At 64.4% G+C, this 15,607-nt stretch carries 14 protein-coding genes; 11 read left to right on the top strand and 3 right to left on the bottom strand.

Annotation, left to right across the window (positions count from 1 at the left end):
* Positions 1–57 precede the first annotated feature (57 nt).
* Positions 58–1,341, top strand: a complete 1,284-nt coding sequence (gene cytX, locus RR51_RS01770) for a putative hydroxymethylpyrimidine transporter CytX (RefSeq protein WP_039612450.1) — start codon at positions 58–60, stop codon at positions 1,339–1,341.
* On the opposite strand, the gene RR51_RS01765 is transcribed toward cytX, so the two are convergent.
* Positions 1,310–2,056: an RsiV family protein gene (locus tag RR51_RS01765; protein ID WP_039612449.1), complete on the bottom strand. Its 747-nt coding sequence runs from the start codon at positions 2,054–2,056 to the stop codon at positions 1,310–1,312. The two genes, cytX and RR51_RS01765, sit on opposite strands and share 32 nt — an antisense overlap.
* Before the next feature lie 185 nt (positions 2,057–2,241).
* On the opposite strand from RR51_RS01765, the gene RR51_RS01760 reads away from it, so the two are divergent.
* The 9 genes from RR51_RS01760 (at position 2,242) to RR51_RS01720 (ending at position 11,628) form a co-directional block, all read left to right on the top strand.
* A complete protein-coding gene (locus RR51_RS01760) occupies positions 2,242–2,859 on the top strand; it encodes an NUDIX domain-containing protein (RefSeq protein WP_039612448.1) in 618 nt (205 codons plus the stop codon).
* Complete coding sequence (locus tag RR51_RS01755; protein ID WP_016501905.1) at positions 2,850–3,302, top strand: DUF1249 domain-containing protein; 453 nt, start codon at positions 2,850–2,852, stop codon at positions 3,300–3,302. Before RR51_RS01760 ends, RR51_RS01755 begins: the two co-directional genes overlap by 10 nt.
* Before the next feature lie 85 nt (positions 3,303–3,387).
* Positions 3,388–4,188 (top strand): 3',5'-cyclic-AMP phosphodiesterase, encoded by an 801-nt coding sequence (gene cpdA, locus RR51_RS01750; protein ID WP_039612447.1) that lies wholly within the window; start codon positions 3,388–3,390, stop codon positions 4,186–4,188.
* Positions 4,189–4,429: 241 nt separating this feature from the next.
* Positions 4,430–5,038, top strand: coding sequence for a YqiA/YcfP family alpha/beta fold hydrolase (locus RR51_RS01745; RefSeq protein ID WP_003258136.1), 609 nt, complete (start codon positions 4,430–4,432; stop codon positions 5,036–5,038).
* Positions 5,039–5,073: 35 nt separating this feature from the next.
* Positions 5,074–6,978, top strand: a complete 1,905-nt coding sequence (gene parE / locus RR51_RS01740) for a DNA topoisomerase IV subunit B (protein ID WP_003258137.1) — start codon at positions 5,074–5,076, stop codon at positions 6,976–6,978.
* Positions 6,975–7,961, top strand: a complete 987-nt coding sequence (locus tag RR51_RS01735; protein WP_013974455.1) for an esterase-like activity of phytase family protein — start codon at positions 6,975–6,977, stop codon at positions 7,959–7,961. Before parE ends, RR51_RS01735 begins: the two co-directional genes overlap by 4 nt.
* Entirely contained in the window at positions 7,958–8,476 is a 519-nt protein-coding gene (locus RR51_RS01730) for a retropepsin-like aspartic protease family protein (RefSeq protein ID WP_039612563.1), read from the top strand. Before RR51_RS01735 ends, RR51_RS01730 begins: the two co-directional genes overlap by 4 nt.
* Before the next feature lie 10 nt (positions 8,477–8,486).
* On the top strand, positions 8,487–10,745 hold the full coding sequence (gene parC, locus RR51_RS01725) for a DNA topoisomerase IV subunit A (protein ID WP_039612446.1): 2,259 nt from the start codon (positions 8,487–8,489) through the stop codon (positions 10,743–10,745).
* 172 nt (positions 10,746–10,917) lie between these two features.
* Positions 10,918–11,628 carry a PqiC family protein gene (locus tag RR51_RS01720; protein WP_031324184.1) on the top strand — a complete coding sequence of 237 codons (711 nt, stop codon included), beginning with the start codon at positions 10,918–10,920 and terminating at the stop codon, positions 11,626–11,628.
* Positions 11,629–11,786: 158 nt separating this feature from the next.
* Here the strand turns inward: RR51_RS01720 and RR51_RS01715 are convergent, their stop codons facing one another.
* A complete protein-coding gene (locus RR51_RS01715) occupies positions 11,787–13,253 on the bottom strand; it encodes an AhpA/YtjB family protein (protein WP_039612445.1) in 1,467 nt (488 codons plus the stop codon).
* Between the two features lie 135 nt (positions 13,254–13,388).
* Between RR51_RS01715 and serB the strand changes: the two genes are divergently transcribed.
* Positions 13,389–14,603, top strand: a complete 1,215-nt coding sequence (gene serB / locus RR51_RS01710; RefSeq protein ID WP_015272016.1) for a phosphoserine phosphatase SerB — start codon at positions 13,389–13,391, stop codon at positions 14,601–14,603.
* 132 nt (positions 14,604–14,735) lie between these two features.
* Here the strand turns inward: serB and asd are convergent, their stop codons facing one another.
* Positions 14,736–15,599 (bottom strand): archaetidylserine decarboxylase, encoded by an 864-nt coding sequence (asd, locus tag RR51_RS01705; RefSeq protein ID WP_013974449.1) that lies wholly within the window; start codon positions 15,597–15,599, stop codon positions 14,736–14,738.
* Positions 15,600–15,607 lie beyond the last annotated feature (8 nt).

The following is a 15,607-nucleotide window of genomic DNA, read 5'->3' as shown; positions in this document are numbered from 1 at the left end:
ACAAGGCCGCTCCTACAGCGATCGCGTCCAATCCAATACCTTGCCGAGTGTCAAAGCATGACCACCCCCAGCCAATTCTCCCCCGACCACCCGGTACCCACCGCCCAGCGCATCTTCGGCGCCCGCGACCTGTTCTCGCTATGGTTCTCCCTCGGCATCGGCCTGATGGTGCTGCAGGTCGGCGCCATGCTGGCCCCTGGCCTGGGCCTTGCTGGCGCGGTGCTGGCCGTCGCCCTGGGCACCGGTGTGGGTGTGCTGCTGCTGGGGGCTGCCGGTGTCATCGGCAGCGATACCGGCCTGTCGGCCATGGGCACGCTGAAACTGAGCCTGGGTGGCCATGGCGCTCGCTTGCCGGCGCTGCTCAACCTGCTGCAACTGGTGGGCTGGGGCGCGTTCGAGATCATCGTCATGCGCGATGCCGCCAGCCTGCTGGGCACGCGGGCGTTCGGCGAAGCCAGCGCCTGGAACAGCCCTGTGCTCTGGACCCTGTGCTTCGGCGCCCTGGCCACCTTGCTCGCAGTCGGTGGGCCGCTGGCGTTCGTGCGCAAGGTGCTGCGCACTTGGGGTATCTGGCTGCTGCTGGGCGCTTGCCTGTGGCTGACCTGGAACCTGTTCGCCAAGGCTGACCTTGCGGCACTGTGGAACCGCGCCGGCGACGGATCGATGTCGCTGGCTGTGGGTTTCGACATCGCCATCGCCATGCCGCTGTCCTGGTTGCCGCTGATCGCCGACTACTCGCGTTTTGCCCGTAACGGCAAACATGTATTCGGTGGTACGGTGCTGGGTTACTTCATCGGCAACACCTGGCTGATGAGCCTGGGCGTGGGTTACACCCTGGCCTTTGCCGACAGTGGCGAAGCCAACGCCCTGCTGCTGGCCCTGGCGGGCGCCGGCATGGGCATTCCACTGCTGCTGATTCTGCTGGACGAGTCGGAAAAGGCTTTTGCCGACATTCACTCGGCGGCCGTTTCCACCGGCGTGCTGGTGCGCCTGAAGGTCGAGCACCTGGCGCTGGCCATTGGCGTGCTGTGCACGCTGATCGCCTTGCTGGCGCCACTGGCACAGTACGAGAACTTCCTGCTGCTGATCGGCTCGGTGTTTGCACCGCTGTTCGGTGTGGTATTGATGGACCATTACGTGATCCGTCGCCGCCGCTTGCCAGCACAGGTGCATGGCTTGCACTGGCAGGCACTGCTGGCCTGGGCGGTGGGCGTTGCCGCGTACCATCTGATCGCCGCGCAAGCGCCGGACCTGGGTGCGACCCTGCCGGCATTGCTGCTGGCAGGGCTACTGCACGGGCTGCTGAGCTTCAGCCGCGGCCGGGAAACAGCTCGGGCTTGAGCACGCCATTCAGGCGCGGGTAGGGGATCTTCAACTCCACGTGGCCCATGGAGTAGGGCGCGATGGTATAGACCTCGTACTTGACCACCACCGCGCCGTACGTCAGGGCGACGTGCGGCGACTGCTTGAACGGCCAGGTCTTGATGAACTCGGCATCCTTGTCCATGCCTACGCTGATCAGCCAGGCGCGGTGCGATTCCTCGACGGTTTTCCAGAAGGTGTCTTCCTGGCCGGGCACCAGCATGTCCTGCAGGGTCAGCACCTTGTCCAGCTTGCGCGAATAGTTGATGAAGCCACGCCCGGGCATGCCGTGGGCGCCGCCGCTGTCCAGGTAGCTGGACAATTCGATGATCACCAGTCCGTCATGCTGCTCGCGTACCTTGGCCTGCAGGTAGCTGCTGTTGCGCTTGTCGGCACTGGCCAGGTACTGCTGCTCGTAGGCTTGCAGGGTGGTCGGTGCGTTGCCGCGCTGGTTGTCTTCGGTCAGTTGCAGCAGGCGTTTCTCGACGATGCCATCGAGCTTGGGCAAGGCCGGGAAGTGGATCATGTCGATGTTCACCAGCGGGCAGTCGCTTTCGCTGCAGCCGGGTTTGACATGCTCCCAGGCATCGCGCTTGACCTCGAGCGGCGCCCGGTAGTTGGGCGTGAACAGGCTTTGGCAGGCACCCAGGGCCAGGGCCAGCACAGCCACGGAAGTCAGTTTGACAAGTGTCATGAGGATCCTTGCAGAACAGGGAAAAGTCGGCCTTTGACCGTCTGCGCGGCCTTCAGTTCGCCACTAAGCTAACAGAGAGAAGGCGCGCTGTCCCGAGTGCGCGAACGGTTGCCGGAAAGGGGTGAAACCGGCAGGCGTGCAGAGTAGGATGGCGCGATGCGGTATTCGAGGTAATGAGGATTTCCATGTCAGACGCGTTGAACTCAGTGCCCAAGGGCTTCGAAATCATTGAACGGGCCAACTGCTTCCAGGGCTTTTACAAGCTCGACAAGGTACGCCTGCGCCACGAGTTGTTTGCCGGGGGCATGGGCCGCGAGATCAGCCGCGAACTGTTCGTGCGCCATGATGCGGTGTGCGTGCTGCCGTACGACCCGTTGCGCGATGAAGTGGTGCTGATCGAGCAGTTCCGCGTCGGTGCACTGGACAAGGTCGACAACCCCTGGCTGATCGAGATGGTGGCAGGGCTTATCGACAAGGACGAACAACCCGAGGAAGTCGCCCACCGCGAAGCCGAAGAAGAAGCCGGCCTGGCCTTCAGCGCCCTGTGGCCGATGACCCGTTACTTCCCGTCGCCCGGCGGCAGTGACGAATACGTTCACTTGTTCCTCGGCCGTTGCAGCAGTGAAGGGGCGGGCGGCCTGCATGGCCTGGAAGAAGAGGGCGAGGACATTCGCGTGCGCGTGTGGTCGTTCGAGGATGCCATGCAAGCGGTGCGCGACGGGCGCATTTGCAACGCGGCGACCATCATCGGCCTGCAATGGCTGGCGCTGAACCGTGATGAAGTACGAGGTATGTGGAAGTGAACCTGCTGCGCGAGCGTTATCGGGTCGACCTGGTCGGGCTGCAGGCAGCCTGCGAGGCCAACTACGCCCGGCTGATGCGCCTGTTGCCCGACATGCGCACCACCCAGAGCTCGCGCCGCATCGGCATGACCCAGGGCGACCAGATGCTTGGCGTGCTGGTGCTCGACGTGGTGCTGGCCTGCCCGTACACCACCACCCTGCACGTGCGCCAGGAGCACAGCCTGCCGTGGTTGCCGGTACCGCACCTGGAAGTGCAGGTGTACCACGATGCGCGCATGGCCGAAGTGGTCAGTGCCGAACACACCCGACGCCTGCGCAGCATATACCCCTACCCCAACGAAGCCATGCACCAGCCGGACGAAAAGGCCCAGCTCAACCTGTTCCTCGGTGAATGGCTGAGCCATTGCCTGGCCTGTGGCCACGAGCTGGCAAGCGTTCGCTGAATTGTGACGTGGTTTGGGTACGGGTGTTTGCTCGCACCCGTTGTACAGCCATAATTCGCGCTGAATCCGTTCGAGGAGACGGCCGTTGCCGCAGCCAGACCAATCGCGCCCCGTGCATGTGGTGCAACTGACCGATGCCCACCTGTTCGCCGACCCGGCCGGCAGCATGCTGGGCCTCAAGACCCGTGACAGCCTGCGCCATGTAGTGGCCCAGGTGCGGCGGGAGCAACCGCTTGTCGACCTGCTGCTGTGCACTGGCGACCTGTCCCAGGACGCCAGTGTGGCGTCCTATGAAGCATTCCGTGAGCTGACCGCACCGTTTGCCGTGCCCACCCGCTGGTTGCCTGGCAACCATGACGAGGCCCGAGTCATGGCGCAAGTGGCACCGGAGCTGGTACAGGCGGTGACCGATATCGGTGCGTGGCGCATCGTCATGCTCAACACGGCCGTACCCGGGGCGACGCATGGGCTGCTGGAGGATGACCAGCTGGCAGTGCTGGAAACGGCCTTGCGAGAGGCGGGTGAACGGCATTGCCTGGTGTGCTTCCACCATCAGCCGGTGGATATCGGCTGTGCCTGGATTGCGCCGATCGGCTTGCGCAATGCCCAGGCGCTGTTCGATATCGTCGAGGGTTATCCACAGGTGCGGGCGCTGCTGTGGGGGCATGTGCACCAGGAATGGGATGAAGTGCGCGACGGCCGTCGCCTGCTGGCCACTCCGTCGACCTGCATCCAGTTCGCGGCGCGCAGCGAGGATTTCAAGGTGAGTGAGGAGCAGCCTGGATACCGCTGGCTGCGCCTGCACGCCGACGGGCGGTTGGAGACCGGGGTGGAGCGGGCGCTGGACTTCGAAGTGAAGCTCGACTTCGATAGCCCTGGTTATTGAGGATTTTGGGGCCGCTGCGCAGCCCTATCGCGACACCAGGCCGCTCCCACAGGGGTACGCGATCTTCTGTGGGAGCGGCCTTGTGTCGCGATAGGGGCGCAAAGCGCCCCCGGCACTCCCAAAGCTGTTGAAGAATTTGTTGCTAAAACCCCTGTGCGGCGCCAAAACCCGGCGAACGCGCTACACTGCGCGTCCCTGCGCCCATATCACCGGGCGCGAAGCCACAGATTCCGGGGGCAGCATGTCGGGTTCCATCCTCTATATCCATGGCTTCAACAGCTCGCCACTTTCGACCAAGGCGCGCCAACTCGAGGCCGTGATGCAGCAACTGGGCCTGTCGGCCCAACTGCGGGTGCCCGCCTTGCACCACCACCCACGGCAGGCCATCGCCCAGCTCGAAGCTGCCATCGCCGAACTGGGCGCACCATTGTTGGTAGGTAGTTCGCTCGGCGGCTACTATGCCACCTATCTGGCCGAGCGCCACGGCCTCAAGGCCTTGCTGGTGAACCCGGCGGTAACACCGCACAAGCATTTCGACGGCTACCTGGGCACCCAGCACAATCACTACACCGGTGAAGCGTGGGAGCTGACCCACGATCATGTGCAGGCCCTGGCCGAGCTTGAGGTACCAGCCCCGGTGGATGCCAGCCGCTATCAAGTGTGGCTGCAGACCGCCGATGAAACCCTGGACTATCGCCATGCCGAGCGCTATTACCGTGCTTGTGCCCTGCGCATCCAGGCCGGTGGCGACCACAGCTTCCAGGGCTTCGCCGAGCGCCTGCCAGCACTGCTGGCCTTCGCCGGCATTGCCCGTGGGCAGTACGCAGCGCTCGATTTTTCTGTATTTTGACTTTTTTGCATTCACCAGACTGACGACGAGACCCTATGGCCACTCCCAGCGCTAGCGCCTATAACGCAGACGCCATCGAAGTCCTCTCGGGCCTTGACCCGGTCCGCAAGCGGCCGGGCATGTACACCGATACCAGCCGCCCCAACCACCTGGCCCAGGAAGTCATCGACAACAGTGTCGACGAAGCCCTGGCTGGTCACGCCCGTTCGGTGCAGGTCATCCTCCATGCCGACCACTCGCTGGAAGTCAGCGATGATGGCCGCGGCATGCCGGTGGACATCCACCCGGAAGAGGGCGTGTCCGGGGTCGAGCTGATCCTCACCAAGCTGCACGCCGGCGGCAAGTTCTCCAACAAGAACTATCAGTTCTCTGGTGGCCTTCACGGCGTGGGCATCTCTGTGGTCAACGCCCTGTCGACCCAGGTGCGCGTACGCGTCAAACGTGACGGCAACGAATACCAGATGACCTTCGCCGATGGCTTCAAGGCCAGCGAGCTGGAAGTGGTCGGCACGGTTGGCAAGCGCAATACCGGCACCAGCGTGTACTTTAGCCCCGACCCCAAGTACTTCGATTCGCCGAAATTCTCCATCAGCCGCCTCAAGCATGTGCTCAAGGCCAAGGCCGTGCTGTGCCCGGGCCTGCTGGTCAGCTTCGAGGACAAGGCCAGCGGCGAGAAGGTCGAATGGCACTACGAGGACGGCCTGCGCTCCTACCTGGTCGATTCCGTAAATGAGTTCCAGCGCCTGCCCGACGAGCCGTTCTGCGGCAGCCTGGCCGGTAACAAGGAGGCGGTGGACTGGGCCTTGCTGTGGCTGCCAGAAGGCGGCGACAGCATCCAGGAAAGCTACGTCAACCTGATCCCTACTGCCCAAGGCGGCACCCATGTCAACGGCCTGCGCCAGGGCCTGCTGGATGCCATGCGTGAATTCTGCGAGTTCCGCAACCTGCTGCCGCGCGGCGTGAAGCTGGCGCCGGAAGACGTCTGGGAGCGCATCACCTTCGTGCTGTCGATGAAGATGCAGGACCCGCAGTTCTCCGGGCAGACCAAGGAGCGCCTGTCGTCGCGCGAGGCGGCTGCCTTCGTTTCCGGCGTGGTCAAGGACGCGTTCAGCCTGTGGCTCAACGCCCACCCCGAGCTGGGCATGCAACTGGCGGAGCTGGCCATCAGCAACGCCGGGCGCCGCCTGAAGGCCAGCAAGAAGGTCGAGCGCAAGCGCATAACCCAGGGCCCGGCACTTCCCGGCAAACTGGCCGATTGCGCCGGCCAGGACCCGATGCGCGCCGAACTGTTCCTGGTCGAGGGTGACTCGGCCGGTGGCTCGGCCAAGCAGGCTCGCGACAAGGAATTCCAGGCGATCCTGCCGCTGCGTGGCAAGATCCTCAACACTTGGGAAGTGGATGGTGGCGAAGTCCTGGCCAGCCAGGAAGTGCACAACATCGCCGTGGCCATTGGCGTCGACCCGGGGGCCACCGACCTTGCGCAGCTGCGCTACGGCAAGATCTGCATCCTCGCCGACGCCGACTCCGACGGCCTGCACATCGCCACGCTGCTGTGCGCACTGTTTGTCCAGCACTTCCGCGCCCTGGTCGAGGCCGGGCATGTGTACGTGGCCATGCCGCCGCTGTACCGCATCGACCTGGGCAAGGAAATCTACTACGCCCTCGACGAGGCCGAGCGTGACGGTATCCTCGATCGTCTGGTTGCCGAGAAGAAGCGCGGCAAGCCACAGGTCACCCGCTTCAAGGGCCTGGGCGAGATGAACCCGCCACAGCTGCGCGAGACCACCATGGACCCGAATACCCGGCGCCTGGTGCAACTGACCCTGGACGACGTGCAGGCCACCTGCGAGCTGATGGACAAGCTGCTGGCCAAGAAGCGCGCGGGCGACCGCAAGAGCTGGCTGGAAACCAAGGGCAACCTGGCCGAGGTCATGGTTTGATTCGGCGGCTTCTGGCTGCCTGCCTGGCGCTGGTTGCCCTGCCGAGCCTGGCGGGCAACTGGCCAGAGTTGAAGCTGAGCGCCGAGCACCCGATCGAAGGCATGCGCGGTGGCAACCTGTCTGGCCTGGTGGAATGCCGGGGCGGGCTGTGGGGCGTATCCGACCGCGACGACGACCGCATCTACCGCTTCGACCAGCAAAACCCGACCTGGCGCGCGCAGCCGCTCACCTTCACCCCGCCAGCGGTGCCGGAAAGTGGCCTGCCGTGGGGCCTGAAGTCGCGCAACTGGGCGGCGTCGTATATTCGTGGTGGCGAGCTGGATTTCGAAGGCATCAGCTGTGACCAGGCGGGCAACCTGTACCTGGTCAGCGAAGCTCATGCCGCTGTGCTGCAACTGCCGCTGGAAGGCGAGGCGGACTGGTTGAAGATCGACCCGGCCATGGTTCGTCAGGCCCGGGCCAGCGGCATGCTGCTGAACTTCAACGCCTTGTTCGAAGGCCTGGCGATCAACCCGGCGGGTGACCGCCTGTGGCTGGCCGCCGAGCGCGAGCGCCGTGGCCTGGTGGCCATCGAGCGCCAGCAGTCGGTGTGGACCTGCGGCCGCAGCTGCGTGTTGCTGAGCGAGGCAGGGGTCGAAATGCAACCGGCACAGATGCCCAATGCCCAGGCACTGTCGCGCGACTTCGCCGACCTGGCCTGGTTCGAAGGCAAGCTGTTCACTCTCGAACGCAATGCCTACCGCGTCTGTCGTCGGGATACCGACAGCGGCATGGTCGAGCGCTGCTGGTCGTTCGCTGCCGATGCCCTGGTCGAGTCGCGTCGCTACCAGCAGCCGTTCGGTCTGGCCGAGGCCCTGGTGATCGATGCCAAGGGCGCCTGGATAGGCGTGGACAACAACAACGGCGCCCGCGCCGATGGCGAAGCACGCCCGATCGTCTGGCGCTTCGATGCGCCGGAAGGCGGATGGAGCGCCAAGCCATGAGCCAGGCACCGGGCAAGCGGGCTGGCAAGGTATTGATGATCGTCGCCTGGGCGGCGGCGCTGTTCCTTGCCACGCGTTTCTTCGGCCAATGGGAAGACAGCCAGCGCAACCCCAATGCCCAGGTGCAGTCGTCGCATGGCGAAGGCTTTATCGAGGTGCGCCTGCTGGGCAACGGCCAGGGCCACTTCGTGATGGATGGCGCAATCAATGGCCAGGTGGTGCATTTCATGCTCGACACAGGTGCCACCGACGTGGCCATCCCGGAGGCGCTGGGCCGCGAGCTGGGCCTGGAGCGTGGCAGCCCGGTGCAGCTCAGTACCGCCAACGGCCGTACCGAAGGCTACCGCACGCGCCTGGCCAGCCTGCAGCTGGGGGATATCCACCTGCGGGACGTGCGCGCCATCGTGGTGCCGGGCCTGGACGGGCAGACCGTATTGCTGGGCATGAGTGCCCTGAAACAACTTGAATTTACCCAGCGCGGCGGCACCATGCTGCTGCGCCAGAACCTGAAATGACGAGGCCCGCATGAGCGACTCACTGGAACTCAGCCTGGATGGCGTAGAACGCCGCTCGCTGGCTGACTTCACCGAACAGGCCTACCTCAACTACTCCATGTACGTGATCATGGACCGCGCCTTGCCGCACATCGGCGATGGCCTGAAGCCGGTGCAGCGACGCATCGTCTACGCCATGAGCGAGTTGGGGCTCGATGCCGATGCCAAGCACAAGAAGTCGGCGCGTACCGTCGGTGACGTGCTCGGCAAGTTCCACCCCCACGGCGACTCGGCCTGCTACGAGGCCATGGTGCTGATGGCCCAGCCGTTCAGCTACCGCTATACCCTGGTCGACGGCCAGGGCAACTGGGGTGCGCCAGACGATCCGAAGTCGTTCGCCGCCATGCGTTATACCGAAGCGCGTCTTTCGCGCTACGCCGAAGTGCTGCTCAGCGAAGTCGGCCAGGGCACCGTGGACTGGGTGCCAAACTTCGACGGCACCCTGCAGGAGCCGGCCGTGCTGCCTGCGCGCCTGCCCAACATCCTGCTCAACGGCACCACTGGTATCGCCGTGGGCATGGCCACTGACGTACCGCCGCACAACCTGCGTGAAGTGGCCACGGCCTGTGTGCGCCTGCTCGACGAGCCCAAGGCCACCATCGAGCAGCTGTGCGAGCACATCCAGGGACCGGACTACCCGACCGAGGCCGAGATCGTCACACCGCGGGCAGAAATCCTCAAGATGTACGAAAGCGGTCGCGGCTCCATCCGTATGCGCGGCGTCTACCGCGTCGAGGATGGCGACATCGTCGTCACCGCGCTGCCGCACCAGGTCTCCGGGGCCAAGGTGCTGGAGCAGATCGCTGCGCAGATGCAGGCCAAGAAGCTGCCTATGGTCGCCGACCTGCGTGACGAGTCGGACCACGAGAACCCGTGCCGCATCGTCATCATCCCGCGCTCCAACCGTGTGGATGCCGATGAGCTGATGCAGCACCTGTTTGCCACGACCGACCTGGAGAGCAGCTACCGGGTCAACGTCAACATCATCGGCCTGGACGGCCGGCCACAGCTGAAGAACCTGCGAGCGCTGCTGCTGGAATGGCTGGAGTTCCGTACCGCTACCGTCCGTCGCCGCCTGCAGCACCGCCTGGACAAGGTGGAGAAGCGCTTGCACCTGTTGGAAGGTTTGCTGACCGCGTTCCTCAACCTGGATGAAGTTATCCACATCATCCGTACCGAAGACCAGCCCAAGCAGGCCCTGATCGCCCGTTTCGACCTGACCGAAATCCAGGCCGACTACATTCTCGAAACCCGCCTGCGGCAGCTGGCACGCCTGGAAGAGATGAAGATCCGCGGCGAGCAGGATGAATTGCTGAAGGAGCAGGCCAAGCTGCTCGCCCTGCTGGGCAGCGATGCCAAGCTGCGCAAGCTGGTACGCAGCGAGCTGATCAAGGATGCTGAAACCTATGGCGACGACCGCCGCTCGCCGATCGTCGAGCGTGCCGAGGCCAAGGCGCTGTCGGAAAACGAGCTGATGCCGACCGAGCCGGTTACCGTTGTGCTGTCGGAGAAGGGCTGGGTGCGCTGCGCCAAGGGCCACGACATTGATGCCACCGGCCTGTCGTACAAGGCCGGCGATGGCTTCAAGGCCGCAGCCGCCGGGCGCTCCAACCAATTTGCCGTGCTTATCGACTCCACTGGCCGCAGCTACTCGCTGGCCGCTCACAGCCTGCCGTCGGCGCGTGGTCAGGGCGAACCGCTGACCGGCCGCCTGACGCCCCCACCGGGGGCCACCTTCGAGTGCGTGCTGTTGCCGGACGACGATGCGCTGTACGTGGTGGCTTCGGACGCCGGCTATGGCTTCGTGGTCAAGGGTGAAGACCTGCAGGCCAAGAACAAGGCCGGCAAGGGCTTGCTCAGCCTGCCCAACGGTGCCAAGGTCATGACCCCGCGGCCGGTGGCCAACCGCGAGCAGGACTGGCTGGCGGCGGTTACCACCGAAGGACGTCTGCTGGTATTCAAGGTCAGCGACCTACCTCAGTTGGGCAAAGGCAAGGGCAACAAGATTATCGGGGTGCCGGGCGACCGTGTGGCGAGCCGTGAAGAATTTGTTACCGATCTGGCCGTGATTGCAGATGGCGCGACGCTTGTATTGCAAGCCGGCAAGCGTACCCTATCTCTGAAAGCGGACGACCTGGAGCATTACAAGGGCGAGCGCGGACGGCGCGGCAGCAAGCTGCCACGCGGGTTCCAGCGGGTCGATGGGTTGCAGGTGGAAGTGCCGGCGTAAGCGGTTGAAATGTCTGGAGCGGCAATTTCAGCGTCGTTCCGGGCAGAAATGCTGGAGTCGGACGGTTATTTCGCGGATGATATGGCCCTTGCGGTGCCGGCGTGGCCGTGTGCCCGTTTGAATTTATGTGTATCACTGCGGTTGGCCTTTTGGCGACCGCCTGGATGGGATGATGAAATTTCTGCGCCTTCCATTTGCGCTGTTGATGACTGGCCTGCTGGGCCTTGGCGGGTGCACCATGCATCAGCCGGTTGCCCTGTACCAGCTCGACAGTGGTGATCCTGGCCAGCCTTCGCAGAGTGCGGGCATGGCCGTGGTGCTCGGCCCGGTATCGGTTGCCGATTACCTGCAACGTGAGACGTTCCTGCAGCGTCAGGCCGATGGCAGCCTGAGTTCGGCGACCGACGGTCGTTGGGCCGGCAGCCTTTCGTCGGATATCGACCAGCTGCTGGTGCGCCAGCTCGCCTGGCGCCTGGACAGCCAGCGCGTGGTGCTGGCCCCGGCGGCTGCCGGGTTCAACCCGGATGTACAAGTGCTGCTGTCGATCACTCGCCTGGACTCGGGCAAGGACCAGCCGGCCGTCCTGGATGCCCAGTGGCGCCTGTTGGACCGTCGTGGCCATGTGCGTGACAACCGCATCGTTCACCTCGAACAGCCACACGCGGGCAGCGAGGCGTCGCAGGTGCAGGCCCAGGGCCAGTTGCTTCAGAAACTGGCCGAACAGCTGAGCACAGCGGTCAAGCCTCTGGCTAACCAGCCGGCGATTGCCGAAGAGTCGCCTAAAAAATCGGCTGCTCCGGTGCAGGTGAAGAAGACGCCTGAGAAATCCAAGATCCCGATGGCTGCGCCGATTCGAACCGATATGGAAGTCTACCGGTTCTGATCTAACTGCCAGATACGAAAAAGCCCGCATCATTGCGGGCTTTTTCGTATCTGCAGTTTTTGTACTGTATGTGCTGGTCTCTCGCGGGTGAACCCGCTCCCACAGGTTGGTGCAGGCCCTGTGGGAGCGGGTTTACCCGCGAAGAAGCCAGCCCGGTATCAGGCCCGGCGTTCGTGCATCCGCGCCAACTGCCGCTCCAGCATCGACGGGTAGGGTTCCATCAGGCGCTCCACGCAGCAGGCACCCTCGGGGCTGGCAATCGGGCGAATGCGGGCGCGCTGGCGAATCAGCGTGTCATCGCTGATCTGCCGTTCTACCAGCAACAAGTTGCGACTGTGCTGCGACAGTGCCAGAGCGTCCTGGGCCTTTTCGGCCATCAGCAGGTCTACCAGCTCCAGCCCTTGCAGGTCGTTACCCAGGGCAAGGCCCAGCTGCAGCTGCAGGGTAATGCCGCTGTCCGCTACCTCGATCTGCAGGGCATGGCCCAAGGCGCGCAACAGCTCGCCGCAGCAGATGGCGTTGGTCAGGTAGTCCTCGCCGCAGTCGCGGCTGTGGAACAGCACCAGGGTGCTGCCGTCGTTGAGCGTGTGAGTTTCACCGTCGTAGAGTGAGGCGGCATGCTCCAGGCAATCGCGGTAGCGCTCGGTCAGTTCGGTCAGGCGCGTGCGCGGCAGGCGACGCAGCTGCTCCTGCGAGCCCAGTTGCACGGCAAGCACGGCGCTGTGCTGCGGCTCGTCGGATTCGACCACGGCAACCTTGGGCGCGCTTTCGTCGTCCAGCAGGCCGGCGAAGGCTTCATCGTCATCCTCGTCCGCCTGGGCGGCAAGCTTGGCGCGCGGTGCGACCTTGACTGCCGGGGCAGCGTCGTGCAAGTCGTCGAACTGCTCGTCTTCTTCTTCTTCTTCTTCTTCGGGCTCCGGCTCAGGTGGCGGCGGCGGGGCCAGGCGCGCGTGCAGCTGGCGGGCGATGTCGCCGATCTCGTCCTGGCGGTCGGTGGCCGGGGTATAGGGTTGCGGGTCGCGCAGCCACACCCGCAGCTGCAGCAACGGCAGGGTGATGAAGCGGCCCTGGCGCAGGCTCAGGGTCAGCGCCAGCACCAGCAGGATGGCGGCAAGGATGCCCATGCTCTGCAGACTGATCAGCATCGGCTGCTGGAACTGGCTCATGTCCAGGCTGATGCGCAGTTGCCCGGCGGTCACGTCCTGGAAGGTGATCTTGGTCTGGTACAGGCCTTCGGCCTCGCCCAGCAGGCTGTTGCGCGGGCGCTGGCCGGCTTCCGCGAGGATGCGGTTGTCCACGCTGTAGATCGCCGCATGGGCCACCAGTGGGTTTTTCACCAGGTTGCCGAGCAGAACGTTGAGGCTGAGGATGTCGTTGGCCACCAGCAACTCGGTCGCCGAGGTGGCGGTCTGGGTGGTCAGGCTCTGGCCCAGGGCATCGGCCTGCTCGTGCATGGCCTGCTTGAACTGCAGGCCCATCACGCAGGCGTAGATCACCAACGCCAGCGCCACCAGGAAAATGTTGGTGCAGGCGATGCGTAGTGCCAGCGGCACGCGACGTTGACTCAGGGCGCGATAGATCATCAGGAAGAAGTTGTCTGCTTTGACGGGCGTGGGCCGGTTCACTGAGCTCGGCTCTTAATGGCATGAAAGTGTGGGGCAGTATAGCGAGCCGGGTTTTGTCGGCAAAGTATCGTTGGCGCCCGACGGTCACGGAAAATCGGTAGAATGCGCATTTTTCATCGAAGTCGGAGCCAGGTTGTGCGCGAAATCGTCCTGATCAACATCACCGGTGAGGACCGTCCCGGTCTCACTGCGGCTATCACCGGCGTCCTGCTGCAGGGCGGTGTGAGCATCCTCGACATTGGCCTGGCAGTCATGCACGGTACCTTGTCGTTCGGCATCCTGGTCGATATCCCGGACAACGAAGTGGCCACCTCCCTGCTGCAGAGCGTGCAGGCCAAGGCCCACGAACTGAACCTGCAGGCCCGCTACACGCCGATTTCCGAGGCGGACTACCAGCACTGGGCCGATGGCCAGGGCGAGGCGCGCCACATCGTCACCTTGCTCAGCCGCAAGATCACTCCAGAGCAACTGCAGCGGGTGAGTGCGGTGATCAGCCGGTACGGCCTGACCATCGAGCGCATCGAGCGCCTGTCGGCCCGTGTGGCGCTGGATGCCGAGACCGACAAGGGCAAGGCGGCCATCGAGATCTCTGTGCGCGGCGTGCCGAGCGATGCCGAGGCTCTGCGTGCCGACTTCTTCGCCCTGGCCGAAGAGCTGAGCATCGACATTGCCTTCCAGAAGGACGACCTGTTCCGCCGCAACCGTCGCCTGGCGGTCTTCGACATGGACTCGACGCTGATCGAAGCCGAGGTCATCGACGAACTGGCAAAGGCCGCTGGCGTGGGTGAGCAGGTTGCCGCCATCACCGAGCGCGCGATGCGCGGCGAGCTGGACTTCCGCGCCAGCTTCAAGGAGCGCATGGCGCTGCTCAAGGGCCTGGATGTGGGCGTGTTGGATGAGATCGGGGCGTCGCTGCGTCTGACTGAAGGTGCCGAGAATCTGTTTGCCGAGCTCAAGCGCCTGGGTTACAAGACGGCGATCCTGTCCGGTGGCTTCACTTACTTTGCCCGCCAGGTGCAGGCGCGCCTGGGCATCGACTATGTGTTCGCCAACGAGCTGGAAGTGGTCGATGGCAAGGTGACCGGCGTGGCTGTGGAGCCGATCGTCGATGCCCAGCGCAAGGCCGAGCTGCTGCAGAAGCTGGCCAGCGAAGAAGGCTTGCAGCTGGAGCAGACCATTGCCGTTGGTGACGGTGCCAACGACCTGCCGATGCTGTCGCTGGCCGGCCTGGGAGTGGCGTTCCGCGCCAAGCCGCTGGTGCGCCAGTCGGCCAAGCAGGCGATTTCTACCCTAGGGCTGGATGGGGTGTTGTATCTGCTGGGCCTGCGTGACCGCGACGCGCGCGGCTGATCTGCAAATTTGGGGCTGCTTCGCAGCCCTTTCGCGACACAAGGCCGCTCCTACAGGGAATCGCATATCTCCTGTAGGAGCGGCCTTATGTCGCGAAAGGGCCGCAAAGCGGCCCCAGGTTCCATCAGGCAATCAAGCCTGCACAGGCGCCGCCAACTGCTGGCCCATGCGCACCGCGGAACCAGCCCCCAGGTTCTCCGCCCACTTCACCTGCTCCGGCCCGAACAGCACGATAGCAGTCGACCCCAGCTTGAAGCGGCCTAGTTCGGCACCTTTCTCCAGGTGGATCGGCGCACGGCTGGCTTCGTCGTAGCGGAAGGTCTTCAGTTCACGCTTGGGTGGCGTCACCAGCCCGGCCCACACGGTTTCGATCGAAGCGACGATCATCGCGCCCACCAGCACCACGGCCATCGGCCCGCGCTCGGTATCGAACAGGCAGACCACGCGCTCGTTGCGGGCGAACAGCTCGGGGACGTTCTCTGCAGTGGTCTGGTTGACCGAGAACAGGCGGCCCGGCACGTAGACCATTTCACGCAGGGTACCGGCCAGCGGCATGTGCACGCGGTGGTAGTCCTTGGGCGACAGGTAGATGGTGGCGAACTCGCCGCCCATGAACGGCGCGGCCATGGCCGGGTCACCGCCCAGCAGCTCCTGCGCGCTGAAACCGTGGCCCTTGGCCTGGAAGATGCGGCCGTGCTCGATCGGGCCAAGCTGGCTGACGGCACCGTCGGCGGGGCACAGGATGGCGCCCGGAGTCTCGTCCAGCGGGCGGGCACCCGGCTTAAGGGCGCGGGTGAAGAATGCATTGAAGTGCTCGTAGGCGCTCAGGTCCTCGACCAGCGCTTCGCTCATGTTGACCTGGTAACGCTTGGCGAACCAGGCGGTGAAGGCATTCTTGAACCAGCGCACGCGGCACTCGGCTATGCAGCCGGCCAGCCGCGACAGCAAGTGGTGCGGCAGCAGGTACTGGCTGATGATGAACAAACGGGATTTCATGCAGGTTC

Source organism: Pseudomonas sp. C5pp (assembly GCF_000814065.1).
Classification (GTDB): Bacteria; Pseudomonadota; Gammaproteobacteria; order Pseudomonadales; family Pseudomonadaceae; genus Aquipseudomonas; species Aquipseudomonas asiatica.
The sequence above is the reverse complement of the archived record's forward strand: the minus strand, read 5'-3'. Positions and strand labels throughout refer to the sequence as shown.